Here is a 26,512-nt window from a genome sequence, read left to right on the forward strand (position 1 = left end):
GGCAGTCAATGCAACTATCCCCGGTTTGGCAGAATGCTTCCGCAATTCAAAAAAGCTCCCCCACCGCCCCAGGGCCAGCACATCACTGTGCGTCACTACGCCGTCACTCTATTGTCACTCGAAGAATAGGCCCCTCACTCTATAAAGTGACGCCCTCACTGTATAAATTGACCGAAAAGTGAACTGTCACTCTATAAAGTGAGGCCGTCACTCTATAGATTCGCTAAACTGACAGCATGAGTGATCGCATGAACAGGATTATGGAGCGCCTCAATCGGCAGCGGGATGATGATCACTGCATTGAGGCCAAGAGCGGTACGGGCAAACTCGACAAAGCGTTCTGGAGCACTGTCAGCGCCTTTGCTAACACTCGTGGGGGTCTTATTGTTCTGGGGATTTCAGAGGATCAGGAAACTGGGCGTTTTGTGGTGAACCCTGATTTTGACTATCACCAGATGAGCGATCGCTTAGAGGATGCGTTCCGCCCCTCGCAGGAGAACCCGGGTGTCACGCCGCTTCCGCGCGTGGAGCCTGAAGCGGATGAGTACAACGGCGCCCCGGTGATTGTCTTGAGGGTGTACCCGATGAGGGATGATCCGAAGTTGGGCAAGTTAATGCCTTGTTATGTCACAAGCCAGGGTCCGCGGAACGGTTCTTATAAGCGGCTGTTCGATGGTGATCATCGGCTATCTTCGTATGAGGTGTTTCAACTTGCCACCTTGTATGAACCGGATTTGGCGGAGTTGGCACCGGCGCCGAAGGCAACGCTGGATGATCTGGAGAAGCCGGAATGGGAAGCGCTTTTGGGCTCTTTTGTTAAGTCTGGGTCCAGGCTTATGTACGGAACGAAGAGTGATGTAGAGGCGCTTGAGCGTCTGCATGTTGTTGATGGGGGTGGCACGCCTACTCTTGCGGGCACGCTTGCTCTTGGGACGTATCCGCAGCAGTTTTACCCACAATTGTTCATTGATGTTGCGGTACACCCGCAGACAGAGAAATCTTCGGGGGAGGTGCGTTTTCTTGAGCGGAAGCAGTGTGATGGTCCGTTGCCGATTGCGGTTGAGAACGCAATCCAGACTGTGTTAGCCAACCTTCGTACGCGGGCTGTGGAGCGTGGCTCTGCGATGGTTGATGAGCCGGAGATTCCGGAGATTGCTATCCGTGAGGCGGTGGTCAATGCCGTGATGCATAGGGATTACAACCCGCAGGTGTTGGGTCGGCAGGTGCAGATTGATATCTATCCGGATCGGGTGGAGATCAATAATCCGGGCGGTCTTTGGGGTGATCGAACGGTGGACAATATTCAGGAGAATCGGTCGACTGCTCGTAACCAGTACCTGGCTAACCTATTGAGTCATTTGCGCACGCCTGGGGGCTCTTCGCGTGTTGCGGAGAATCAGGGCAGTGGAATTCAGCGTATGAAGTCGGGGATGCAAACGCATGGTCTGCCTCAGCCGTTGTTTACTGCGAACATTGGCGATTTCACTGTGACGCTTTTCCGCTTCGGTTTGTTGACTCCGGAGATTGCGCAGTGGCTGAATCGGGTTGCTCCGAAGGCGACTAGGGAGGAACAGGTGGCGCTTGCGATTGCGCATGGCCTCGGTGCGGTGTCTACCCGGGAGCTGAAAGACAATGTGGGGCTTGATAGTGATGGCGCGCGAGCGATCTTGAACGGGCTTGCGTCGGCAGGAAGCTTGGTGCCTACGAGTGATCCCGATCGGTTTACGCTTGCCCCATCCAACGGTGGTGCGGGTAGTGCGGACCCAGAGATCATTAACGTTCTTGCGGGAGGTGGGGAGCTTTCAGCTCGGGAGATTGCCGATGCGCTAGGTGTCAGCCTTAGCAGTGTGCGGCCTCGCTTGCGCAAGCTTGTCGACGCCAACGTGATCTCACCAACCGCTCCCCCCACGAGCCGCAACCGTCGTTATCGGATTTAGGTGGCCGGCTAGTCGTCAGAGGTGGCGTCGAGACGCGCCTGGTCCTTTGCTCGCCTGCGCTCGCTGATTTTGCCGGCGAGCGCGCCGAAAACCAGCATGCCGATTGCTGCGCCGACGATCGCGCCGATGGTGCCGGCGCCGCTGAACTCGCCCTCGGGGTTGTACGCGCCGGTGATAATGATGATTGCCAGCCACACTGCGACCAGGCCGAAGTAGAGCACAAGCAGGCCGCGCGGCATCTTGCGCAGGCTAGACACTGGCCGTGGCACGTAGTTGCGCATCCAGAGGGCAGCGGCGGCGCTACTGAGCCCAGGCACGCAAAGCACAAGCAGTGACCACATGGCGAGCTGGCCGGGAAGTACCAAGGCAAGGATCGCACCCACGAGCGCTGTTATTGGCAGGGACGTGTACAGCGCTACAGAGTCGGCTTTGTAGTAGGTCGAGGCTTCGAATTCGTCCTGGGCAATGTCCGCAACGTAGTTAACAATGGTGTCGCCGTACTGCTTCATCAGTAATCCTCCCTAAAGCTGTTCCTCGTCATCGCCGAAGATTTCCTCGACGGTTTTGCCAAGTTCGCGGCAAATGTCCAGTGCTAGGTACACGGAAGGCGAATAGTTGCCGCGTTCAATGTTGGCGATGGTTTGGCGTGAAACGCCGACTCGGTCGGCGAGTTCTTGCTGGGAAAGTTCCAGCCAGCGCCGCCACTTGCGCACCATGCTCATGCCATCATCCTTTCGTCCCCTTCCATATACAAAATGTAAACCAGCAATGCCAAACTGTCAAGCAAACTTTACACAACGGCAACTATCCCCGGTTTGGCAGAATGCTGCCGCAATTCAAAAAAGCTCCCCCAGCACTACACCGCAGCTACGCTGGCGCACATGGCATATGAGATCGTCTCTACTCACTTCGTCGCTCACGAGCACGACCTCGCCGACGCGTATGAGCTCTACCGCGCCCGCGTGGCTATGAGTCGCGCGGAGGTTGTTGCGATCTCTCCAAGCCCGCACCCGATTGACAGCGAGTTCTTCCTGTGGGACCTGCGCTGCCAAGCCGCCTACGACAACCTGCCCGCCCCGGAAACCATGCAGCTCTATGAGCTCAATGCGTTGGTGGATTTTGTCACGACGGATCGTGATGAGGCGGTGGAGGATTTCTTCTTCGAAGGCCCCACCGAGCCGACTGCGTACCCGGCGTTTCTTGGCGGGCTTGCGGATTTCCGGGTGCGTGACGCGCCAACAGACGCGATGTCACTGATCACCGTCATCTACCTGGGTGCGGAGCACAACGCGGCCACAGCGGAGACGCTGTACCAGGAGCTTATTGGCCACGTGCACGCCGTGGCGTACCAACCCAACCTCGCCGAAAGTGACAGCACGGAGCAAACCAAACTCGTGGGGCCCCTTTGGCTTCGCGACGCCACACTCAACATCATCGGCAAAGGCGACGGCCTCTTCTCCCCCGGCAAAACCACCTGGACCGGCTGGTTCCTCACCGGAGACACCCCCGAGGCGGTTGAGAACGCGCTCACTGAGCGTATCGACGCAGGCGCCGTCGTCCTTTCCCGCACCGTCGCCGAACCGTTCTAAGCGTCCAGCTTCTCCCCGAGCGGCCCCGCGATGATCAGGCGGATGACGTAGATCGTCAGCGCCGGCAGGAGGAACACCGTCAAGGGCACGGCCCACCCGATCGGCAGCGCAACCACGCCCCACACCCCTGCCGCCAGGACAATGACCGCGCCGAGGGTATGGGGGAGGTGGCGGAGGGTGGACAACGTGGCGTCGATAAGCAAAGGCCCAAAAGGCGCCGGACGGGAGGACGCGAGGCCGTAGAACCACACCGTCACCCCCGCGATGAGGAATAGGCCGGACAAAGCGAGGGCCTGGATGAGCGTGAGTGCGAAGCCGGAGACGCCGGCCTGGAACACCACGAACTGCTGGTACGCAAGCAGACCCAGCAAGAGAACGAGGAGGAACCAGTAGGCGGTGGCGGGTTTCCAGTGGGAGGTGAGCTGGCGAAGAAAGCGGAGCCAGTAGCGCGAGCCGACGCCCTGGACCATCTCGCGCACCACCACATTGGCCGCGCGTACTGCCGCGCCCACCGTGACTACTGGCAGGCAGGCGACCACCAAAAACATGTTGAGAATGACAATGTCCGCCATCAGCGTGACGGCGGACATGAAACGGGACTCTGGGTGGAACACCCTTTTAAGGCTAGCCCGAGTTAGCCCTTCACTGCACCTGCGGCGACACCTTCAACGATGTGCTTCTGTGCAGACATGTAGAACACGATGATCGGGATGATGGCCAGCACCAGCATCGCCATCATTGCGCCCATGTCGCGGTTGCCCTGGGAGCCCACGAACTGCTGGATCACAACCGGGATCGTGCGGTACGGGGTGGACAGGCCAATGACCAGGTAGGGCAGCAGGTAGTCGTTCCACACCCACATGGCGTTCAGGATGGCCACGGTGATCGCGGTCGGCTTCAGCATGGGAAGCACGACGCGGAAGAAGGTGGTGAGGGGCGAGCAGCCGTCGATAACCGCGGCCTCTTCGATCTCCAGCGGGATGGACTTAACAAAGCCCGCGAACATGAACACGGACAGGCCAGCGCCGAAGCCCATGTACAACACCACCATGCCCAGCGGGTTGTCCAGGCCCAGGCGGTCCGCGATGGCCACGGTTGGGAACATCACCATCTGGAACGGGATGACCATGGAGAACACGAACATGTAGTACAGTGCGGACGTCCACCACGTCTTCACACGGGTGATGTAGTAGGCGGTCATGGCGGAGAAGAACACAATCGCGGCCACGGACAGAATCGTGATCACAAACGACCACACGATGGCCATGCCAAAGCCTTCGCCTTGGATGCCGGTGATGTAGTTCTCAAACCCAGCCCACATGTCCCCCAGCGGCAACGCGAAGGGGTTGTTGGAGATGGAGAACTTCTGCTTGAAACTGTTGAGCAGGATGAAGAAGATCGGGCCCAAAAACACCACGGTGAGGAAGAGCAGCACGGCGTAGATCAGGGTCTTCGCCGGGCCGGAGACGCGCGCCTCCGAGGCCTTAACCGGAGCTTTATCCGTTGCCTTCTTGGCCGAAGCTTCAGGTGCTTGAATGCTGGTAGTCATGGGTTATGCCTCCACTTCCCTGCGACGGGTGGTGCTGAGCTGGAACATTGCAATGACAACGACAACAACCACAAAGATCACTGCCTTTGCCTGGCCAACGCCCTCAACGCCGACGCGGTTGAACATGGTGTTCACAATGTTCAGTGCCACCATCTCGGTCTGGCCGCCAGGCGCACCGTTGGTCAGCGCCAGGTTCTGGTCGAACAGCTTGAACGTGTTGGACAGCGTCAGGAACAGGCAGATGGTGATGGACGGCATGATCATTGGGATGGTCACGTGCCGCAGCATCTCCCACTTGCTTACGCCATCCAGCTCGGCGGCCTCGATCAGCTCCGGCGGCACGTTCTGCAGACCGGCGATGTAGATGATCATCATGTAGCCCACCAGCTGCCAGTTCAGCAGGATGACCAGGCCGGCGAAGCCGAACTTCCAGTCAGACACGATCGTGGTGCCGTACTTGGCCAGCACCGCGTTGATCATGGACTGCCAGGTGTAGCCCAGCACGATGCCGCCGATCAGGTTGGGCATGAAGAAGATCGTGCGGAAGAAGTTAGTTCCTTTAAGTTTGCGGGTGAGCACCCACGCGATGGCAAATGCGAACACGTTCACCGTGATGATGGACACGATGGATACCAGCGCCGTGAACCCGAAGGATCGCACGAACCCTTCTCGGGCGTTGAACGCCTGTACGTAGTTGTCCAACCCCACCCACGTTGCGTTGGTGATGGTTGTGAAGTTGGTGAACGAGAGCAGGAAACCCATCACAAACGGAACCAGGAATGCGATGAGGAATGCCAGCAACGTTGGCAAAACGAAAATTGGGAAATACTTTTTCAAAGACTGTTGCATGCGTAGGTGCCTCTTTCGGGAGGGTTGTGGTGAGGGGGTATCCCCTCACCACGGGCTGTCGCTTATCGACGACAACGTGTGATCCGCTTTTACGCTACCCAGCTTTTAGCTGGTGCGCTTCTCGGCCTTCCAGTCCTCGACGAACTTGGCCACAACGTCAGACCACTCCATGTTGCCGGACGCGTACTGTGCCAGGTTGCCACCGAAGAGATCCTTGAACTGCTGCGACGGGAAGTACTGGAAGTCCCACGGGATGGTGGAAACCTCAGTGTTAGCAATCGCAGCCTGAACCTGCTTTGCCAGCGGGTCAGCCGGGGTGTCCTCCGGGCCGTAGTTCTTAAACGGCGCGATGAAGCCGAGATCATTGATCACGTGCTCCTTGCCCGCATCAGAGGTGAACAGCCAGTCCAGGAAGTCCTTGGACGCCTGCTGGTCCTCCTCAGAAGCCTGGGAGTTCACGGCAAAGTAGTTCTCAGTACCAACGTTGATGCCGGTGGTCTCCTCATTCGGCAGACCCATGTACATCGGCATGAACTTGATCTTGTCTTCCTTGACCACGTTGCCGTTGACCTCAGCGATCTGGCTCCATGCCCAGTTGCCGTTCTGCACCATGGCGGCCTTGCCCTGTGCGAACTCAGCCATGGAGTCGCTCACTGCCTTGGACGGTGCCAGGGACGGCTGGACGGTGGAGTTCTGCAGGTACAGGTCGAAGAGGTTCTTGAACTCCTCGTTGTACTCAAAGGTCACGTCGGCGGTGTTCTGGTCGCCCACGTTCTCAAACTCGTAGTGCATCGGGCCGTTGGCCAGGTGGGTCTGCCAGCGCCAGTCCTCACCAGAGGCAAGGGAGGTGGAGGCAAACGCGCCGTCAATCCCCAGCTCGTCCTTCTTGGCCTGCATGTCCTCAGCCAGAGCCTTCAGGGACTCGAAGTTGGTGACCTCATCCACGGACGTGACTGCCGCACCCGGGAGTGCGAAGTACTGGTCCAGGATCTCCTCGTTGTAGAGGATGCCGAAGCCCTCCACAGCGAACGGGACGCCGCGAACGGTGCCGTCCTCGCCCTCGAGCGGGGTCACGTCCTCGTTCAGCTGCTGTGCAACCTGGGTGTCGCCGAGGTCAGCGGTGTAGTCCTTCCAGGTTTCAAAGCCGGTCGGGCCGTTCATCTGGAACAGGGTCGGGGCGTCAGACTTGGACACCTCGGTGCGCAGGGTCTGCTCGTACTTACCGGAGGCGGCGGTAACCACCTTCACCGGAACGCCGGTCTCTTCGGTGTATTCCTTTGCAATCTGCTGGTAAGCCGCATCCTGCTCCGGCTTGAAGTTGAGGAAGTACACGCTTGGGCCGGCTTCGCCGCCGCTGCCACCGCAGGCAACGAGGCTGGTAGCGGTCAGTGCTGCAGTTGCCGTGGTGGCAAGTACGCGACTGATCTTATTCATGAGTCGTCCTTCTACTAAGGGAAACGTCGTACGTTTACCAGTGTAGTGACATGTCAATACCCATCAAAACAGTTGTGTGATGCGTCACTATCCGGTGCAGACTCCCCGCGGTAGACCATCGCTTCATCACGGTGGGTGGGCAGGACGTGGTCGAAGTAGGACTCGGCGGCCTCTGCAAGCGGGACGAAACGCTTGTCGTTTTGGCTCATGAACCAGCGGTGGTCCAGAATCTCGTGGAAGATCTGGGCGGGTTCGAGTTTCTCGCGCAGTTTGGGCGGGATCAGGCTCACCACCGGCTCGTATTCCTTGACCATCCAGCGATGCGCCACCGCCTCCAAGGGGAGTTTGCCGCCGTAGCGCACGGCGCGGTAGACCTCCATCTCCCCCAGCAGCCGTTGCGCCTGGCGGTCCTGGACGTCCAGGCCGGTCAGGGCTTGCAATTTTCTACGGTTAAAGCCCGTGGAGAACACCGCCGGCTGGACATGGACGCGGCGCATGTCTCCCTCGTTGGAGATCTCCATCTCGCCCACGTCAAAACCAAGCGCGTTGATCTTGGCCACGCGCTCACTGATCGCGTCAAACGCCTGGTTGCCCTGGACGTAGAGGTCACCCGTCATCAGGTCCCACAGCTCCAGGTAGTTGCGTTCGATCTCGTTGCCCACGGCGATCACGTCCATGGATTCGTCGATCATGCCGCCGGCCTGAAGGTCCATTAACTCGCCGATGATGTTGACGCGGGCTACGTCAACGTCGTAAAGCCTGCGGCCCTTGGACAGCGGTTCGTGGAACTCGCCGGTCTCCGCGTCGACCAGGTAGGCGAGGAACTCGTCTGCGTCACGGCGGAACAGCGTGTTCGACAGCGACACATCCCCCCAGTAAAAGTTGACCAGGTGCAGGCGCACCAAGAGCACGGCAAGCGCCCTGATCAGCTTGCTCACGGTGTACGGGGCGAGCTCGCGGGAGAACAGATCGCGGTACGGCAAAGAAAACCGCAGGTGTTCGGTGACCAGGCAGGCCGTCAGCGGCTCACCGTCCGCATCCACGCGGTGGGTGATCACCGCCACCGGCACCACGCACGGCACACCTAATTCCTGCAGGCGGCGCAGCATGCGGTACTCGTGGTACGCCACAGACTCACCGATCTCCTTGACCGCAAACACCAACTCATCGGCGGCGATCAGGCGGACCGTGTGGCGGGAAATACCGCGCGGCAGCGCTGCAAGCAGGTCTGAGTCCCATTCCTCCAGCGGCACCGACCACGGCATGGTGAGCAGCGTCGGCGCATACGCTGGAGAAACTACGTTCAGCTTCTCCAGAGACACAGCTAAACCAGCTAAACCAGCAAGAAGCTAGATGCGCTGACCCGTCGCCTTGGAAAAGACGTGCAGGCCGCCCTCCTTGATGCGAGCGTGGATAACGTCGCCCTTCTTCGCGCCGGACAGCGGCGGGGTGCGCACCACAATCTGGTCGCTCGCAGCACCCTCACGGCCTTCCTCCAGGCCGGCTTCGCGCCAGCCGCCGCCAGCCAGGTGGCCGTAGACGTAGGAGTCAGAGCCCAGCTCCTCCACAAAATCCACCTCAACCGGGATCGTGTGCGGCTCATCCGCGCCAACCAGCTCCAGCGATTCCGGACGGAAGCCAAGGATCACCTGGCCGTTGTCTTCCACGGATAGGGCGTTGAGCGTAGCGTCGTCAAGCGGGATGCTCGCCTGACCAATGCGCGCGGTGCGGGTCTGCGGGTCCACGTCGAAAGTAGAAAGGTTCATGGCGGGCGAGCCGATGAAGCCGGCAACGAAGACGTTATCCGGGTGATCGTAGAGCTCACGCGGGGTGCCTACCTGCTGCAATACGCCGAAGTTCAACACGGCGATGCGGTCGCCCATGGTCAGCGCCTCGGTCTGGTCGTGGGTGACGTACAAGGTGGTCACGCCCATGCGGCGCTGCAGGTTAGCAATCTGGGTACGGGTTTGTACGCGGAGTTTGGCGTCCAGGTTGGACAGCGGCTCGTCCATAAGGAACACCTGCGGCTCACGCACAATCGCACGACCCATGGCCACGCGCTGGCGCTGGCCACCGGACAGGGCCTTCGGCTTGCGGTCCAGGTACTGCGTCAGGTCCAGCGTTGCCGCTGCCTCTTCCACACGGCGGTTGATCTCGCCCTTGTCCATACCCGCAATCTTCAGCGCAAAACCGATGTTCTCGCGCACGGTCATGTGCGGGTAGAGGGCGTAGTTCTGGAACACCATGGCAATGTCGCGCTCTTTGGGGCTGGCGTTGGTCACGTCCTTGTCCCCGATGAGAATGCGGCCCTCATTGGTGTCTTCCAGGCCTGCGAGCATGCGCAGTGCGGTGGATTTGCCGGAGCCGGACGGGCCGACGAGCACGAGGAATTCGCCGTCTGCGATTTCCAGGTTCAGGCGGTCAACGCTGGGCTTGTCCGCGCCGGGGTAAATACGGGTGGCCTGGTCATAGGTCACGGTTGCCATAGTGTTCTCCTCCATCGGCAGGTACGTGCCGAACGATCCGTTGTGGGGTGTACAGCTCAAACGTTACACGTGCGCAGGGGCTTTTTGCTTGTCGACGCCTAACGCTGCCCTCCCACCCTGCCCAGCCCGCATCCGCGCGTACCATGGCCGCCATGAATCCGGATAACAATAAGGGATACCGCGGATCTCGAAGCACGAAGGGCAAGGACTGGGCTGCCGTCTTAGGCCTGACTGCCTTGCTGGGCGGCATTGGCGGCACGGTGGGCTACGCCCTGCCGGATACGCCTGAGCCTGTGGTAATTGCCACGCAGGCAGAGGCGCCCGCGGTGGAGATCTCGGACCCCTCGGATGTGATGCCGGCGGAAGATGAGGCGCGCCTGCTGCGTGATGTGGAGCGTCTCCAACACCCGGACACGGTGAAGAGGCTCCACTTCATCACGCTGGATGAGGGCCGCGAGAACGTCAACGACGCGGTGGAGATCTTCTTGCGCGATAACTTCCCGGACCAGATCCTGGAGAAGACGTTTGCGGACGGCATGTTGATCGTTGGCACCGACGTCAAAGGCCGCAACAACTTCATCTTTGCCGGTGAGGACGTTGCGGACCAGCTCTACCTGCGTTCCGGCGAGCGCCTGGAGGACGCCCTGGAGGCCATGAAGCCGGGGCTTAGGGATGACAACATCCCCGCCGGCTACTTCGCCGGCGCGGACCTTGCCATGGACATTGATGCCGCGCAGAACTACCCGGTTGACAGCGCCGCCGGCAACAAGGCAGCCGCTGGCATCGGCCTTGGCGCCGCAGCCGGTGGCGTAACGCTTGTGGGTGGGTCGATTGCTGCGAGTGGGCGCAATAGGCGCCGCAAAGCAATCGCTCAAGCCCGCGAGAACCATGCGATCATTGGCCGCGAGTTCACGGGCCTGAGCCAGCGCATTGATGAGCTGGACATTCGCGCCAACTCCGTGTCTAGTGCGTTTGCTAACGCGGAGCTACGCAAGCAGTGGGAGGAGGTGCGCGACCGCTTCCTGGGCATGCATGACGCGATGCAGCTGGAGGTGGGCACGGACCGCCAGGCGTGGGAGAACCACAAGAAGCTGGCCAAGTTCGCCGAGACCGTGCAGGACACGGGTAACGCGGAGGAGAACATCAACCGCCTGTTTGCGGTTGAGCAGGGCGATCCGGCTGAGCGCGCCGTGATTATTAATGAGGTGCGCACGGACGTGATCAAGGCCCGCCGCCAGATCAAGGACCAGGAGCTGAAGCGCGAGCTGGCCAAGTTGGAGCGCGGCCTGGATTACCTGGACCAGAACCCGGATTATCCGAAGTTTGTGGACCAGTTCACCCGCATTCTTTCTGATTACAACCAGCTCATCCCGGAGATCAAGCGCCGCGAGTTCTCGGACGTGAAGGAGTACAACAAGCTCTACGCCCCGCGCCTTACGGATCCTGGCTACATCTACTCCAACTACATCCCGTACGTGGCGTTGACCAGCTGGCATTCTTCGAATGTGGAGGCCCACCAGGCGGCGCAGTCTTCCTCTTCGTCTTCGTTCAGCGCGAACACGGGCTTCAGCTCGGGCTTTTCGGGTGCGGGTGGTTCCAGCTCGTACTAGGTGTTGGGGCTTTTCGCTTGCCGACGCCCCCACGTCCTATAACCCGCCGCCCCAGCCCGCCTCCAAACATCGGATTGGAAACATCGGATAGCGCCGTTTCAGGCCCTAGGCGGTGCCTATCCGACCTTTGTTTTCCGATGTTTAACCCTAACTACCCACGCTTAAAGCTTGAGGGATGCTTTGGGGATGCTGTCTGAGAAACGAAGAGCAGGTCCCCTCGCCACTCGCGCTCTAAAATGGGGGGGGGTGGGTGAGCGCTCATCCGGTCACGGGGGGGTTGGACCGTGGGCGAGAGAACCTGCTAAGAGAAACTATACACACGCCTTACATTTCTTGTCTAGTCCTTAGCCAAACTTTTTTCTTGCAGGCTCTGACCAGCGGAAATAGCGCGCTTTAGCTATGCGTTGGCGAAGCTACCGTTCGGGTTATAAGGGTTGAACCACGCCATGATGGGCAGGAACAGAGCCAGCAAGACAATCACACCAATAGCGGTACCGATGTCAGAGCTGGACTTGTTGTCCTGCTTGTTGTTCTGGGTACCAGCGGTGTTTGTCTTCTTCGGATCGTTCTTCCAGTGAATGCCATCTTTTTCGATGACGTAGCAGTTCGGCTGGCAATCCTCCTTCTTCGTCGTCCGTACCGGCGGCGTAAAGACTTTCGCCTGCGCCTGCGGCGCGACGGTTACAGGGGTGAATACCAGGGAGGCAGCAACAGCAGCGCCCATCAGCTTCTTCATGATTTTTTGTCTTTCAGCAGAGGGGAAACGGAACGCCGTTGACTTTACCGCGACTCCCCCGGGCGGACGCTTCAAACAGACGCCTTAAGCAATTGCGGCAACTATCCCCGGTTTGGCAACATGCTGCCGCAATTCAAAAAAGCTCCCCCAGCACCGAACCAGCACCCAATTAGAACAACCTTGCTGGCAATCACCTGTGCTTGTGCCACCTGCCCAGTACTCTTTCCGGTATGCCTTCTCCCACGAACACCGCCGGTACGAACACCGCGTACGCTCCAGGCCTCATGGTTAAGGTCCGCGATGAGCTGTGGCTGATTACTAGCGTGACCAAGTCCGTTGACGGCTTCCTGCTTAAAGTCCGCGGTCTTTCGGACTACGTGCGCGACACCACGGCGAGCTTCTACACCGCGATCGACCAGGTGGAAGTGTTTGACCCTGCCAAGGTCGAGGTCGTCGCGGACCACTCCCCTGGCTTCCGCACCACGCGCCTGTGGTTGGAGACCACGCTGCGTCAGACGCCGGTGCCGCTGTACCAAGAGGACCTCAGTGTTGCCGAGGACATGTTGATGGATCCGCTGGATTACCAGCTGGCAGCGGTAAAGAAGGCGCTCTCTGATGACAACCTGCGCCCCCGCGTGCTTATCGCGGACGCCGTCGGCTTGGGCAAGACGCTTGAGATCGGCATGATCCTCTCGGAGCTGATCCGTCGTGGCCGTGGGGATCGCATCCTGGTGGTCACGCCGAAGCACATCATGGAGCAGTTCCAGCAGGAGATGTGGTCCCGCTTCGCCATCCCGCTGGTGCGACTGGACTCCGCGGGTATCCAGCGCGTCCGCCGTATTCTGCCGGCCAGCCGTAACCCGTTTACGTACTTCAACCGCGTGATTGTTTCGCTGGACACGTTGAAGTCTGACAAGTACCGCGCCCAGTTGGAGAAGGTGCGTTGGGATGTGGTGGTGATGGATGAGATCCATAACGCCACCAACGTGGGCACGCTGAACAATGAGTTGGCGCGCACGCTTGCGCCCACAACGGAGGCACTCCTGCTGGCTTCGGCAACACCGCACAATGGTGATCCTGAGTCCTTCAAGGAGATCCTGCGTTTGCTGGATCCCACAGCCGTGATGCCGGACGGCACCATTGACGCCCAAGCCGTCAACCGTCTGCTTATCCGCCGCCACCGTCACAGCGATGAGGTGGCCAGCGTGGTTGGTGAGAAGTGGGCGGAGCGCAAGGAGCCGAAGAACATTCTGGTGGAGGCGTCCAACGAGGAAAACGCCGTGACCGGTGAGCTTGAGCGCACCTGGATCCACCCGGAAAACGGCAAGAGTCCGGCACAGGGCACGTTGTTTCCGTGGACGTTGGTCAAGGCGTTCCTCTCTTCGCCTGCCGCTCTCGATGAAACCATTGCTAACCGCCTCAAGCGCGTCCCCAGCAGCGACACCGTTCAGCGTGAGGCCCTTGAGCGCCTGCGCACACTCAACAGCAAAGTCACTCGCCAGGACTCCAACAAGTACGCAGCACTGGTGCGCCAGCTGCAGGAGATCGGCGTGGCCAAGAACAGTGACACGCGCGTGGTGATCTTCTCGGAGCGCGTGGCCACGCTGCATTGGCTGCAGGAGAACCTGGTTAAAGACATGAAGCTGAACAAGGAAGCGGTGCAGGTCATGCACGGCGGCCTGTCGGATGAGGAGCAGATGAGGCTTGTAGATGAGTTCAAGCGCGAAGACTCCAAACTCCGTGTCCTCATCACCGGTGACGTCGCGTCTGAGGGCGTGAACCTCCACACCCTGTGCCACAACCTGATTCACTATGACATCCCGTGGTCGCTGATCCGCATCCAGCAGCGCAACGGCCGCGTAGATCGCTACGGCCAGACCACTCAGCCGCAGATCACCGCGCTCCTCCTGGATACCGCCCAGGGCGGTCACGTCGGCGAACTCCACGTGCTGAAGAAGCTCATTGAGCGCGAGCACGAGGCGCACGCGATTCTGGGCGATGTCGGCTCGCTCATTGGTAAGCACAGCGTTGCGGGTGAGGAGGATGAGATCAGGAAGGTCATCCAGAGCCAGTTGCTTTTCGACGATGTCGTGAAATCCCCCACCCAAATCACCGAGGAACCCGCGTTGTCAGAGTCTGAGCTGATCGACCAGATCCTGGCCGGTTTCGGTGCGGACCTCGGCGAAGACGACAGCAACGAAGCCCAAGACGTCTACGCCCCATCCACCGAAGCGACCACCAACAGCCTCTACACCTCTGAGATTGCGTACCTCGAAGACGCGCTGAGCGAAGCGTTCCACGGCGCCCCGGAAAAGGAGCTTGCCGCCAACGGTGTGGGCTACGTGCGCTACCAAAACCAAGTGGCTGAGCTGACGCCGCCGGAGGATCTGCGCCGCCGCTTGGAGATCCTGCCGCAGGATTACCTGGCAGATCGTAAGGTGCGCGACCGGTTCCAGCTGGCAACCAACATTGACATTGGCAATGAGGTGATGCGCCGCGCCCGCACGGGCCAAGATGGCTCGACGTGGCCGAAGGCCCACTTCCTCGGTCCCCTGCACCCGGTGACGGACTGGGCGACAGACCGCGCGCTTGCCTCCCTTTCCTCGGGCCAGATCACCGCAATCACCGGCGACGTGCCCGCACCAACCGTGCTGCTCATGGCAACCCTGACCAACAAGCGCGGCCAAGTTGTTTCCCGCGCGTTCGTTGCCGTGATGGACGGCATGATCCCGCAGGACGTCCCGGACCCCATCGCATGGCTGCGCAGTATCGGGCTTACAGAGGACGCCATTAACCCCGGCACGCTCACTCTGCCGGACAACGCCCAGGAGCTGATCGCACAGTCAGTCCAAGTGGCCAGTGGCCAGCTGCAACCGATGATGGCTGCCGCACGAACCCATGCAAAGAGTCGCATTGATTACTGGGTGCAGCGCGCCCAGAACTGGGATCAGGCAAAGGCGGACGTGACCAAGACTGCTCGCGTGGGTCGCTCTGCCAACCTCATTGATCAAGAAAAAGCACTCATCACTTCGCTTGAGCCGGACCGTGAACTGATCCGCCCGCTCGTACTTATCCTGCCGCAGGAGGCGTAAACACCATGGCTGCATATGATTCGATTCTCAACGTTGATGAGTGGATCAGTGACCACTACTTCACCACCGATGAGACCAAGGGCGAATCCTTCACCAAACGCGTTAAGGCCCGCACGAAGGAGTGGGCAACGCTTGAAGAGGAAAGCGGCTCACTTTCCCCGGTGAAGCGTTTCCAGCAGGAGCGCGGTGAGCTGCAGCGGGCATTCGCCACCAACGCGGACGCGGATGTCACCGACACGCTCGTGCGCAAAGCCTTCGGTTTCGGCGCTCCCAGCACACAGCACTACACCCGCGCAGGTGAGCAGCTCGCCTACCAGGGTTGGGTTGGCAACGCCGGCACCCTGATAGTGTTCAGCACCGAAGCACAAGAAGCAGAAGGGGCCGAAGAAGCCCAAGACGTCTCCGAAGACACCCTGATCACGCTTCCTGTCCAGGGTGGGGTGACCGTAGAGGGCAAGGACCCGCAGCCACAGATGGTGTCCAAGCTGATCGGTGACCTTTTCTTGTCCCAGGACCCGCCAGAGTTCATCGTGGTCATCGCCGGCACCTGGGTACTGCTCGCAGAGCGCGAGACCTGGCCGCTTGGCCGCTACCTTGCCATCAACCTGCAGCTGGCGGTGGAGCGCAATGACACGAAGAAGGCCGGCGAGCTGGAGCGTGTCGCCGTGATCCTCGCGCGTGAGAACTTAGAGCGCGCCGCAGACGGCACCACCTGGTGGACGCAGACGCGCGAAGAGTCCCAGCAGCACGCCGTGAAGGTCTCTGGTGATCTGCGTGATGCGGTGCGTGAGTCCATCGAGATCATTGGCAATGACGTGCTTGATCGCCGCCGCGAACAGCACCTGCCCATTGACACGATTGATGGCAATGACTTGGCACGCCAGTCGCTGCGCTACCTCTACCGCATCCTGTTCCTCCTGTTCGCGGAGGCGTCCCCGGAGCTTGCGATCCTGCCCACCGGCACGCCTGAGTACGTGGACGGCTACGGGCTGGACCGTCTGCGGGATCAGATCCTGGATCCCCCGGTGACAGACAAGGCCCGCCACGGCACGCACCTTTATGATTCGCTGCAGCTGCTGTTCACCCAGGTCAACCACGGTCATGATCCGTTGGACTCCCCCACCGCTGACCAGGATGCACCGAATGAGGGCCTAACCTTCCGCAACCTTGAGGCAGACCTGTTTAAGAGCGAGAGCACCTGGCTTATAGACGCCACGAAGCTCTCCAACGACGCCCTGACCAAAGTCCTGCAAAACCTTCTTTTGTCCAAGGTTTCTGCCGGCAAGGACCGCGGCTTCATCTCGTATGCCACCCTGGGCGTGACGGAACTTGGTCAGGTCTATGAGGGCCTGATGTCCTACCACGGCTTCATCGCGCAAGAAGACCTGTATGAGGTCGCCCCGAAGGGCGACGCCTCCAAGGGCTCCTGGGTGCTGCCGGTCAAGCGCGCAGACTCAGTCCCGCAGGACAGCTTCGTCATGGAGACGCAGCAGCAGGAAGAAGGCGGCACCGCTAAGGTTCGCCGCCAACACCCGGCCGGCTCGTTCGTGTTCCGCCAGTCCAGCCGTGACCGTGAACGCTCCGCATCTTTCTACACCCCGCAGGTGCTTACCGAGTTTACTGTTGGCCAGGCTATTGAGGTCCTCCAAGAGGAAGGCCGCATCAAAACCTCCGAGGACGTGCTCAGCCTGACTATTTGTGAGCCCGCCATGGGCTCCGGCGCCTTCGCCGTTGAAGCCGTCCGCCAACTCGCAGAGCTCTACCTCAAACTGCGCGAGACAGAACTCGACAAACAGGTCGAGCCGGAGCAGCGCGCCGTCGAATTACAAAAGGTCAAAGCCCACATCGCGCTGCACCAGGTGTACGGCGTGGACCTCAACCCCACCGCCGTGGAACTTGCAGAGATCTCCCTGTGGCTCGACACCATGACCAGCCAGTTAAAGGCCCCGTGGTTCGGCCTGCACCTGCGCCGCGGCAACTCATTTATCGGTGCGCTGCGGTCTACGTACGCCACCGCGCAGTTGAAAAAGCGCGAGTGGCTCAAGGCAGTCCCGCGCCGGGAGTCGGTGCAAAATCTTGCACAAGCTATCGACGCCTCCGAGCGCGACCACAACGCTGCCGGCCGCATCCACCAATTCCTGCTGCCCTCTGCAACCTGGGGTGCTGCCGCAGATGCGAAGGATCTGAAGAAGCTGGCCAAGGACGAACAGACCGCCATGAAGGCATGGCGCAGGTCCGTTACCGGCAAGGCACCAACCAAGGAGCAGACCAAGAAACTCACCGCGCTCGCCGGACGCGTGGAGTCCCTGTGGGCGATCACGCTGTTCAAGATGCGCATCGCGGAGGACCAGATCCGACGCGACATCGACATCTGGGGTCGCGACACCGAGCACACCGCCAAGAACGTGCGCCGTGAGCAGATCGAACGCGAGCTCCTCCACAACGAAGAGGGTGCTTACCTGCGCCTTCGCCTGGTCATGGATGCCTGGAACGCCCTGACGTTCTGGCCACTGACCGCCACCGAGGAACTGCCGGATATCGACGAGTGGATCGCCACCCTTACCGACATCCTCGGCAAGGACACCACCTCCCGCGATAGCCACCAAACCCAGCTGGGCAAGGGGTCAAACTGGGACGAACTGATCGTCATGGAACGCGCCGACATCGAGTTCTCTGGCGCACCGAAGATGGCCACCGTGCTGGAAAACCACCCGTGGCTGAAAACCGTGCAGCAAGTCGCATCCGAGCAGGGCTTCTTCCACTGGGACCTCGACTTCGCCGCCGTCTTCGCCCGTGGCGGGTTCGACCTGCAGGTGGGTAACCCGCCGTGGGTGCGACCGACTGCAGATCTTGACTCACTGTATTCCGAGGCCGACCCGTGGTTCTCTCTTGCACACAAGCCGACGCAGGCACAGAAGAACGAACGCCGCGAGCGATGGAACAACAATGCTGCGGTCAAAGAGGTTATTTACCGCGGCCTATCGGAGTCGTTATGTACATCCGCGGTCTTATCGGACGTCAGCCGTTACCCACACCTCACTGGTCAGCAGCCGGATCTCTACCGCGGGTTCATGGAACTGACGTGGAAGAACGCGTCTAATCAAGGCACGACGTCACTCATCCACCCCGAGTCGCACTTCACTGAGAAGAAGGCCGCTCCTCTACGCCGGGGTGCGTACCTGCGATTGCGGCGACACTGGCAGTTCATTAACTCGTTGTTCCTGTTCGATGTGCATGATCTCGTTCGATACGGAATCCATGTCTATGGTCCTGAACAGTTAAAACCGTGTTTCGAACATGCTGCATCGTTGTACCATCCAACAACAGTGGTTGAATCACTGCGACATGACGGTTCAGGCGACCTCCCCGGATTCAAAGACGACAATGACCAGTGGGATCTCCGTCCGCACAGGGACCGTGTACAGGCGATTGATCTTGACACGCTGAAGGTTTGGCACTCGATCCTGGAAGACGACTCGGTGCCTGCGCTCGAATCGCGGATGGTTTACACCGTGAATACTGAAGCAGCCGCGGTGTTGGAGAAGCTTGCTGCTGCTCCTCGTATTCGCGAGCTCGGTTTACAGTTCTCCGCTGGTTGGCATGAGACTTCAGATAAGAAGGCTGGATACTTCGAAACTGGTTGGGCACACCCGGAATCGTGGGATGACGTCATCCTCCAAGGTCCTCACCTAGGTGTTGCAACACCGATGATCAAACAACCAAATCCGACGCTGAAGCACAACCAAGACTGGTCTGAGATCGACCTTGAGGCAATGCCTGCCGACTTCATTCCCGCGACGGCCTACCAGCCGGATCGAGACACTCGATCAACCTACGATGGGGAGTATCCAAAGTGGAATGGGGATGGGGTCAAAGAGTCTTCAAGTGCCTTCTACCGAGTTGCCTGGCGTCGGATGGCTGCAACTACAGGGTTCAGAACGCTCTACCCGGCTTTGATTCCACCAGGGGCTAAACATGTCCACCCGGTGCATTCCGCGGCGGTTGTAAGTAACACAAGTAAGACATCTGTAGTCGGTGCTGCAATGTCGTCGCTTATCTGTGATTTCTGGGCCCGATCGACCGGAGCAAGTGAGATGTCTTATCCCTTGGTGGAGGGGCTCCCGCTAGGGGTTCATGTGGCTAGGGATGAGCTCCGTGAGAACTACCTCCGCCTGAACTGTCTCACCGAGGCATACGCGCCTCTGTGGGAGGAGATTATGGGTGAGAGGTGGGACGTCGATACGCCTTTGCGCAAGGACGAGGAACGGCGCGCGGCGCAGATTGAGATTGATGCGATTGTGGCGCTGTCGCTGGGTGTGACGGCGGACGCATTGTGCATGATTTACAGGACTCAGTTCCCGGTGATGCGTCGATACGACCAGGAGGATCGATTTGATGCGAATGGTCGGAAAGTGCCCAAGGAGATTGTGAAGGCGGACGCGAAGCTGAAGGACGGCGCACAGTTGTCGGAGACGGAGCGGACGTGGACGCATCCGCAGTCGGGTGTGGAGTACGTGTACGAGTACCCGTTCAGGCAGCTGGACCGCGAGGCGGATATGCGGGAAGCGTACGCGCGGTTTGAGGGGATGGTGTAGACGTGAGTTCGCTAACGGACGGAGAACCACGTCTCACAGGGAACCGACCATACCGAAAGAGCGCAGTTGATAGAGAAGGCAGCCGGTGGAGGGACGGTGAGCCATTTAGCCAAGAGCCGATAGACGAATTTCTCGATTTCAACTCGGTGTTTCTATCGGATCTGCTGCAGATCGCCGAAGAAACTGTGAGTAGTTTTCTTCTCCCATTGCAACTTGGTACAAGCGCTGCGGTTTTGCCAGGGTCGAACACGTATGTTTTATCCGGTCGAGTGAAGTCAACGTCATCCTTATTGCAGAAGCTGCGGCGAATGAAGACTACGCCTCTCTCAAACATCCAGGATATTGCGGGTTTCCGCTTCGATTGTTCCTTGACGTTGACGGAGCAAACAAAGGTCGCGGAAGCGTTCAAGAATGCCTTCTTGCTTGAGGGGGCAAAGAGGGTTGATGTTCGAGATCTCCGAGAGGATTCTCATTCCGGATATCGTGCAGTTCACTTGCATATTCGATCCGACCTAGGAAGAGCAGAAATGCAGATCCGATCAGCGTTGCAGTCTAAGTGGGCGAACCTATATGAAGAGGCTGCTGATATTTATGGCCGAGACATCCGATACCTCCATGAATTAGGTTTTTCGATCCCGGCTGGGGCGGAAGAAATAACTGCGGAGTTACATGAACTATCGGCCTTGGTAAAGAAGGTTGAAGACCTAGTCGATGAAGGGCAACCTGAATTGAAAGCTAAGGTTAATGCGTTAGAAGCTGATGTATATGGCATACTTGATCGCATTCATGAAACCCTGAAGGAATCGCGAATTCGTGCAGGAGGAAGGAGCTGACGGTGACTGCGTATTTGATTAAGTATCAACGTCAAACCGGCATGATGGCGCTGGAAGAATTTGATTCTCTGCGTGAAGCTACTGCTGAGCGACTTCGGTTAGACCGTCTTAACACTGATCCTGACCTCGAGATTGTCGCAGTGGCTAGTGAGAGCGAAGACCACCTGCGGGTGTCTCATTCCCGTTATTTTTCAGGAGTTTAACCCACCAGACACTTAAGTTCTTTGCTGTGTAGTCATGCAGCTTTCCGCGTGATCTGGAATTAGGCGCTTCGAGATCAATCGAATTGGTCGAACCAGTCTTCCTGCACTGTGGGCTGCAAAGTAACGCCTGAGTTTCCGTCTTCTCTGATCAGCTCGGCAAGACGGTCACCGTTGATGAGATCAACCGTCGGTGTGGCAGCTATCGCCGCACGGCGGGCTGGCTCTGTGAAGCGGCTTAGAGTGACCAAGATTGCCCGTTCAGCCCCGGCGGTCTGTGCATCGCGCTGAAAGAGCGCAACAGTTTCACGGCCAATGGGCTTGCCGTCTGGCGCATATCTTTTGACTTGTACCGCAACGCGAGATGAAAGCACGGGGCTCAAAGGTGCAGTCCCGATACCGTCAATTCCTTCATCAGCGGTTCCACCGACATGTGTTAGTTCAAGTCCATATCGTCGGAGCAGATATATGACGAACTTTTCAAAACCATCCGGTGAAAGTCGATGGAGACGTGCCAACAATTGCGTCTTCCATGTTGCAGAAGAATCGGTGTCATCTTCTATCGATTCAGCTAGAACCTCTGGTGAAGGATCCTCACTCTCGATTTCATCATCCGAGATCGCCTGGTTAGGTTGTTTAGCTAAGCGTTGTTCGCGGTTGTAGATCCGGTCGAGCTCCTTAACGCGGAGTAGAGCATCTTCTTCAGTGGCGGCGAGAAGCTCTTCGCCGAGATTAGTCAGGATGTATACGCCTCGGGATGGCTGCTTAAGCGCGCCGATGAGCTTGGCGGTAGAACGACCCCATGAGATGCGATCAGGTAATACCGGCGCTGTTGGTCTGGCGGGGTACGTCATTTCCAGCAGGTGATCCGCATTAGGGATTTCGTCAATCACGTTTTCCGTGATCTCACGGGCCTTCGCAGAGCCGCCCAACTTTTCAACAGCTCGAAGTACAGGAGTTATCAACTCTTGGTGTGTAGGCATTCCTAGCTCACTGAACGATAAAGGCTGCTCACCCAGACTCATGTCTGGAGATTGTACTTAACCTTTAAAAGCAGACAGAGCGTTCGAAACAGGATCTGCTCAGAGAGGTCAGTTTCGCGGTGAAGCAGAACACTTGAAGGCTTGGTGGCAGATTCCGTCGCGTCCGATCGACTGCCCCGTCGGTGTACGTTGTGAATGCGGGAGCTAACCCTCAATCCATTACGATTAGTCGACCTATCCGTATGGGGAGGCGGCTAGTCCTTTTTGTTGGCAGGACTCAGCAGTAAGAGGGGTGTAGGTCTTGAAGAAACTCCATGCGTGCCGTGTCATCCTGGCGCAGGACCATGAGCTTGTTGGCCAGTGTATCGGTGCGGAAGAAACGAGCAGAGTAGTCGTTTCTGCAGGCAGCGGTAAGCAGTGCTTGGGCCAGGTAGGTTTTTCCGACGGATGATTTGCCGAGGATGACAATGTTTTGTGCTTTTGACACCATTGGCAGTGGGCGAGTCTGGTGATTTGCTCTTTATTGAGGTTGCGGCCGGGTGTGTAGGTGATGTCTTCGATACATGCATCGAGATTTGGCGATCGGGATGTGTTGAGTAACTTGTTGACTCGTCGTTCACGCTTGGCCGCGACTTCTTTATCGAGCGCGTAGAGCACGACGGTGTCTACCAACTCAACCTGACGCGGTTAAAGCAGCTCCTCGATCAAGCGGAGGGGGAGGTGAAACTGGCCACCGGCAAGTACGACCAAGAAGCGTTCGAGCAGACGGACCGTGACCTGCCCGCCGCCTTCGACTCCACCCAGCAGGACCTCGCCGAACAGGTAGACCGCATCCTGGTCAACAACCCGGCGATGTAGGGAGGTGATTGTGGGGCGCCGCGAAAGTACAACAGCCTCACATCAATCGCACCTGAGGTCCTCCCCAATCTGGAAACGCGGGAGCCGCCAAGTCTGACGCATATTTTCCTCACGAAGAGGAATAGAATTCCTCAAAACACTCCGCAGGCCTCTTCAAAAGAATTTGGCCTCTGTTCGCTATGAGCGTTGGGGCACAGCGCCTAAGGCGCATACGGAAGCTGGGTTAACATTTACTCATGTCTGTTTCTGAGCTGTCCACCAGTACCCAGAACTATTTGAAAGCTATCTGGGGGCTAAAGGAATGGTCATCCGAGCCCGTTACCGCCACACTTATAGCGAAACAGCTGGGACTCAAGCTCTCCTCGGTCTCCGATGCAGTGCGCAAAATGTCGAAGCAAGGGCTCGTGTCACACACGCCCTATGGCTCTGTGGAGTTAACCGAACTTGGCAGGCAGTACGCATTGGTCATGGTGCGCCGCCACCGATTGCTTGAGTCTTTTTTGGTTCAAGCATTGGATTATACGTGGGACGAGGTCCATGATGAAGCCGAAAATCTTGAACACGCGGTGTCTGACATGCTCATAGAGCGCGTGGATAAGTTCCTCAATTACCCCACTAGGGATCCACACGGCGACCCTATCCCTACGGTTGATGGACAGGTCACTATCCCCAGTGCGCACCGTCTCACCGACAGCGGCGCACAACCGCAGGTGACCGTGGAACGCATTTCTGATTCCGACCCACAACTGCTGGCCTTCCTCAAAGAGCAAGGCATCGTCATTGGGGCTGTTCTTACCACGCGCGAAGGAACGCCCTTTTCAGAATCGCTCGAAGTACAGGTAGCCGACAGTACTCAGTGGGTAGTACTTGGGCGCCCAGCTACGGACGCAGTGTTTGTAGCACACCACAGCCTGTAGTCTTTCCCTTTCTCATTAATCCTGTCCCTACCTGCCCTTTCAAAAACTACGGTGCGGCGTAGTTTGCAACTACGGTAGTACGTAGTTAATCTTTTTGATCATCACCTATCCCACTTATGGCTAAGGCCAGGATGAGCAGGATTGTCATGTCAGACTCACCAGATTTGGTGTACTTTTCTAGCGTTTCTGAAAACACAAAAAGATTCGTCGAACGCTTAGATAGACCCGCAGTGCGCATTCCACTGCGGCCCAAGAAAACCGGAATGATCCAGGTTTCACACCCGTACGTACTCATCGTTCCAACCTACGGCGGTGGCTCGCTCAAACGCGCAGTCCCCAAACAGGTCATCGACTTCCTCAATGACCCAATCAACCGTTCCTTTATCCGGGGCGTGATTACCTCAGGCAATACCAACTTCGGAAGCGCTTACTGCGTCGCCGGCCGCATCATTTCCGCTAAGTGCCACGTTCCAGAGCTGTATCACTTCGAGCTACTCGGCACGCAGAAGGACGTTGCCGCTGTAAAGCAGGGCCTTCACAAGTTTTGGGAGCAGCAAAGCAACTAACAATTACACCCCATTGATTTCCCACAAAATGAAGACCACATCCGCAACACACAGATTGGAAACCACAATGCCGCCACTTAAGGCCACCCCCACACAGCCCATTGGCCCTACGCCCCGCACCGCTTCAGCAGACGATGCCGGCGGTGTCGGTAAGCGCAAGAGCTACCATGCACTCAACGCGCAGCTGAACCTATTCGACGATTCGGGAAGAATCCAGTTCGACAAGGACATTGAGGCAACACAAGACTTTTTAGCGCACCATGTCACTCCCCGCATGCATCAGTTTGAATCCACCAAGCAGCGCTTGGAGTGGTTGGTTGATAACGAATACTACGAGCGGGAATTCCTTGAGCTTTATGATGACGATTTTCTGTGCACTATGTACGACAGAGCCCACCGAGCCAAGCATCAGTTCCGCACTTTCCTCGGCGCATTTAAGTTCTTTACTTCATACGCACTGAAAACCTTTGATGGCTCGCGATTTCTGGAAGGCTACGAAGAACGCGTCGCCACCACAGCTTTGTACCTTGCACAGGGCGATGAAGAGCTTGCGGAGAAGCTGGTGGATGACATCATGACCGGACGCTTCCAGCCCGCCACCCCTACTTTTCTCAACGCAGGAAAAGCCCAGCGTGGCGAAATGGTCTCCTGCTTCCTCCTTCGCATCGAAGACAATTTGGAAAGCATTGGCCGCAGCGTGAACTCTGCACTGCAGCTTTCAAAACGCGGCGGTGGTGTGGCCTTGTTACTGAGCAATCTGCGCGAATCCGGAGCCCCAATCAAAAAGATTGAGAACCAAGCTTCCGGCGTAGTCCCAGTCATGAAAATTCTGGAAGATAGCTTCAGCTATGCCAACCAATTGGGCGCTCGACAGGGCGCTGGAGCCGTCTACCTACATGCGCACCATCCAGATATTCTTCGTTTCCTGGATACCAAGCGGGAAAATGCCGATGAGAAAGTCCGCATTAAGACTCTTTCGCTGGGAGTTGTTATTCCAGATATAACCTTCCAGCTGGCCAAAGAGAACAAGGATATGCATCTTTTTAGCCCGTATGACATCGCTCGCGAGTACGGCGTAGCCATGTCTGACATGTCTATCACCGAGTATTACGACGAGCTGGTTTCCAATCCGCGAATTTCTCATACGACTATCAAGGCCCGCGAGTTTTTCACCACGCTGGCTGAGCTTCAGTTTGAATCTGGATACCCCTACATACTCTTTGAGGATACGGTCAACCGCGCTAATCCCCTCAAAGGACATATCAATATGTCCAATCTGTGTAGTGAGATCCTCCAGGTCAACACGCCATCCACCTACGGCGCCTCAGGTAACTACACCACCGTTGGCCAGGACATTTCCTGCAATCTAGGGTCGCTCAACATCGCTAAAGCTTTTGAATCACCGGACTTTGGGGAAACTGTTGAAACCGCGGTGCGCGCTCTCACGAAGGTCTCAGACCTAACAAATATCGAAGCTGTTCCTTCCATCGCTCACGGTAATGCATCCATGCATGCCATCGGGTTGGGCCAAATGAATCTCCACGGTTTCCTGGCTTCCAAGCGTATTCCTTATGGCTGCGCCGAAGCACTGGACTTTACAAATATCTATTTCCTGACCGTGACCTATCATGCGCTCCGTGCATCCCATGCGCTAGCGGTTGAGAAAGGTCAACGATTCACTGGCTTTGAAGAATCCACCTATGCCACTGGCGTCTACTTCGACAAGTACATCGACCAAGACTGGGCGCCGGCCACTGACCACGTAAAACAGCTATTCCATGAGGCTGGCGTGCAGATTCCTCAACGCGAGGATTGGCTACGGCTCAAGAACCAAGTGATGCAAGACGGCATCTACAACGCCTACTTGCAGGCAGTTCCACCCACTGGATCAATTTCCTACATCAATGACTCCACCGCGTCCATACACCCGATTGCCTCCAAGATTGAAATACGCAAGGAAGGCCGCTTGGGGCGCGTGTACTACCCCGCACCGGAAATGACCAACGACAACTTGGAGTATTTCGATGACTCCTACACCGTGGGGTACAAAAAAATCATCGACACCTACGCTATGGCCACCCAACACGTGGACCAAGGGCTTTCCCTGACTTTGTTCTTCACCGCTGACACCACTACGCGGGACATCAACAAGGCACAAATCTATGCCTGGAAAGCCGGAATCAAGACCTTGTACTACATCCGTTTACGCCAACCTGCACTCCAGGGAACCGAGGTCGAAGGCTGCGTTTCCTGTGCTCTGTAGGAACACGGTCCTTCC

General features: G+C 58.0%; 22 protein-coding genes and 1 pseudogene. 11 read left to right on the forward strand and 12 right to left on the reverse strand.

Features of this window, described 5'->3' with window-relative positions:
* The first annotated feature begins 236 nt into the window (after positions 1–236).
* The gene (locus tag AK829_RS10035) at positions 237–1,937 is read left to right on the forward strand and encodes an ATP-binding protein (RefSeq protein ID WP_083439831.1); all 1,701 of its coding nucleotides are present in this window, start codon (positions 237–239) and stop codon (positions 1,935–1,937) included.
* 8 nt (positions 1,938–1,945) lie between these two features.
* On the opposite strand, the gene AK829_RS10040 is transcribed toward AK829_RS10035, so the two are convergent.
* Both AK829_RS10040 and AK829_RS10045 read right to left on the reverse strand, forming a co-directional pair.
* Positions 1,946–2,446: a hypothetical protein gene (locus AK829_RS10040; protein ID WP_052205707.1), complete on the reverse strand. Its 501-nt coding sequence runs from the start codon at positions 2,444–2,446 to the stop codon at positions 1,946–1,948.
* Positions 2,447–2,458: 12 nt separating this feature from the next.
* Positions 2,459–2,659, reverse strand: coding sequence for a helix-turn-helix transcriptional regulator (locus AK829_RS10045; RefSeq protein WP_052205708.1), 201 nt, complete (start codon positions 2,657–2,659; stop codon positions 2,459–2,461).
* A 159-nt stretch (positions 2,660–2,818) separates the two neighbouring features.
* On the opposite strand from AK829_RS10045, the gene AK829_RS10050 reads away from it, so the two are divergent.
* Positions 2,819–3,526, forward strand: a complete 708-nt coding sequence (locus tag AK829_RS10050) for a hypothetical protein (RefSeq protein ID WP_157045348.1) — start codon at positions 2,819–2,821, stop codon at positions 3,524–3,526.
* On the opposite strand, the gene AK829_RS10055 is transcribed toward AK829_RS10050, so the two are convergent.
* From AK829_RS10055 to AK829_RS10080, 6 genes are all read right to left on the reverse strand, one after another.
* Positions 3,523–4,140, reverse strand: a complete 618-nt coding sequence (locus AK829_RS10055; protein ID WP_456297646.1) for a MusI family membrane protein — start codon at positions 4,138–4,140, stop codon at positions 3,523–3,525. The two genes, AK829_RS10050 and AK829_RS10055, sit on opposite strands and share 4 nt — an antisense overlap.
* A 20-nt stretch (positions 4,141–4,160) precedes the next feature.
* Positions 4,161–5,075 carry a carbohydrate ABC transporter permease gene (locus AK829_RS10060; protein ID WP_052205711.1) on the reverse strand — a complete coding sequence of 305 codons (915 nt, stop codon included), beginning with the start codon at positions 5,073–5,075 and terminating at the stop codon, positions 4,161–4,163.
* 3 nt (positions 5,076–5,078) lie between these two features.
* A complete protein-coding gene (locus AK829_RS10065) occupies positions 5,079–5,924 on the reverse strand; it encodes a carbohydrate ABC transporter permease (RefSeq protein ID WP_052205712.1) in 846 nt (281 codons plus the stop codon).
* 105 nt (positions 5,925–6,029) lie between these two features.
* On the reverse strand, positions 6,030–7,358 hold the full coding sequence (locus AK829_RS10070; protein ID WP_052205713.1) for an ABC transporter substrate-binding protein: 1,329 nt from the start codon (positions 7,356–7,358) through the stop codon (positions 6,030–6,032).
* A gap of 53 nt (positions 7,359–7,411) precedes the next feature.
* Complete coding sequence (locus tag AK829_RS10075) at positions 7,412–8,623, reverse strand: DUF4032 domain-containing protein (RefSeq protein WP_052206506.1); 1,212 nt, start codon at positions 8,621–8,623, stop codon at positions 7,412–7,414.
* Between the two features lie 84 nt (positions 8,624–8,707).
* Complete coding sequence (locus AK829_RS10080) at positions 8,708–9,844, reverse strand: ABC transporter ATP-binding protein (protein WP_052205714.1); 1,137 nt, start codon at positions 9,842–9,844, stop codon at positions 8,708–8,710.
* 152 nt (positions 9,845–9,996) lie between these two features.
* Here AK829_RS10080 and AK829_RS10085 point away from each other — a divergent pair, with 152 nt between their 5' ends.
* A complete protein-coding gene (locus AK829_RS10085) occupies positions 9,997–11,454 on the forward strand; it encodes a DUF5129 domain-containing protein (RefSeq protein WP_083439925.1) in 1,458 nt (485 codons plus the stop codon).
* Between the two features lie 397 nt (positions 11,455–11,851).
* Here the strand turns inward: AK829_RS10085 and AK829_RS10090 are convergent, their stop codons facing one another.
* Positions 11,852–12,190, reverse strand: a complete 339-nt coding sequence (locus AK829_RS10090) for a hypothetical protein (protein WP_052205715.1) — start codon at positions 12,188–12,190, stop codon at positions 11,852–11,854.
* A 230-nt stretch (positions 12,191–12,420) separates the two neighbouring features.
* On the opposite strand from AK829_RS10090, the gene AK829_RS10095 reads away from it, so the two are divergent.
* The 4 genes from AK829_RS10095 to AK829_RS10110 all read left to right on the forward strand — a co-directional run bounded on the left by AK829_RS10095 (position 12,421) and on the right by AK829_RS10110 (position 20,913).
* Entirely contained in the window at positions 12,421–15,282 is a 2,862-nt protein-coding gene (locus AK829_RS10095; protein WP_052205716.1) for a DEAD/DEAH box helicase, read from the forward strand.
* Positions 15,283–15,287: 5 nt separating this feature from the next.
* Positions 15,288–19,877 (forward strand): DNA methyltransferase, encoded by a 4,590-nt coding sequence (locus AK829_RS10100; protein WP_052205717.1) that lies wholly within the window; start codon positions 15,288–15,290, stop codon positions 19,875–19,877.
* Between the two features lie 269 nt (positions 19,878–20,146).
* The gene (locus tag AK829_RS12810) at positions 20,147–20,710 is read left to right on the forward strand and encodes a GTP pyrophosphokinase (RefSeq protein ID WP_269745063.1); all 564 of its coding nucleotides are present in this window, start codon (positions 20,147–20,149) and stop codon (positions 20,708–20,710) included.
* Positions 20,711–20,712: 2 nt separating this feature from the next.
* On the forward strand, positions 20,713–20,913 hold the full coding sequence (locus AK829_RS10110; RefSeq protein WP_052205719.1) for a hypothetical protein: 201 nt from the start codon (positions 20,713–20,715) through the stop codon (positions 20,911–20,913).
* A gap of 74 nt (positions 20,914–20,987) precedes the next feature.
* Here the strand turns inward: AK829_RS10110 and AK829_RS10115 are convergent, their stop codons facing one another.
* The 3 genes and pseudogenes from AK829_RS10115 to AK829_RS12820 form a co-directional block, all read right to left on the reverse strand.
* Positions 20,988–21,935 carry a restriction endonuclease gene (locus tag AK829_RS10115; protein WP_052205720.1) on the reverse strand — a complete coding sequence of 316 codons (948 nt, stop codon included), beginning with the start codon at positions 21,933–21,935 and terminating at the stop codon, positions 20,988–20,990.
* Between the two features lie 235 nt (positions 21,936–22,170).
* Entirely contained in the window at positions 22,171–22,380 is a 210-nt protein-coding gene (locus AK829_RS12815; RefSeq protein ID WP_232305727.1) for an ATP-binding protein, read from the reverse strand.
* Positions 22,381–22,424: 44 nt separating this feature from the next.
* A pseudogene (locus tag AK829_RS12820) lies at positions 22,425–22,550 on the reverse strand (ATP-binding protein); the annotation flags it as partial.
* Positions 22,551–22,613: 63 nt separating this feature from the next.
* Between AK829_RS12820 and AK829_RS12565 the strand changes: the two are divergent.
* From AK829_RS12565 to nrdE, 4 genes are all read left to right on the forward strand, one after another.
* Entirely contained in the window at positions 22,614–22,751 is a 138-nt protein-coding gene (locus tag AK829_RS12565) for a hypothetical protein (protein ID WP_157045350.1), read from the forward strand.
* Between the two features lie 236 nt (positions 22,752–22,987).
* A complete protein-coding gene (locus tag AK829_RS10125; RefSeq protein WP_022862719.1) occupies positions 22,988–23,668 on the forward strand; it encodes a metal-dependent transcriptional regulator in 681 nt (226 codons plus the stop codon).
* A gap of 146 nt (positions 23,669–23,814) precedes the next feature.
* Positions 23,815–24,234, forward strand: coding sequence for a class Ib ribonucleoside-diphosphate reductase assembly flavoprotein NrdI (gene nrdI, locus AK829_RS10130; protein WP_033399510.1), 420 nt, complete (start codon positions 23,815–23,817; stop codon positions 24,232–24,234).
* A 67-nt stretch (positions 24,235–24,301) separates the two neighbouring features.
* Positions 24,302–26,497 carry a class 1b ribonucleoside-diphosphate reductase subunit alpha gene (gene nrdE, locus AK829_RS10135; protein WP_052205721.1) on the forward strand — a complete coding sequence of 732 codons (2,196 nt, stop codon included), beginning with the start codon at positions 24,302–24,304 and terminating at the stop codon, positions 26,495–26,497.
* Positions 26,498–26,512: the final 15 nt, after the last annotated feature.

The organism is Corynebacterium riegelii (assembly GCF_001263755.1).
Lineage (GTDB): Bacteria > Actinomycetota > Actinomycetes > Mycobacteriales > Mycobacteriaceae > Corynebacterium > Corynebacterium riegelii.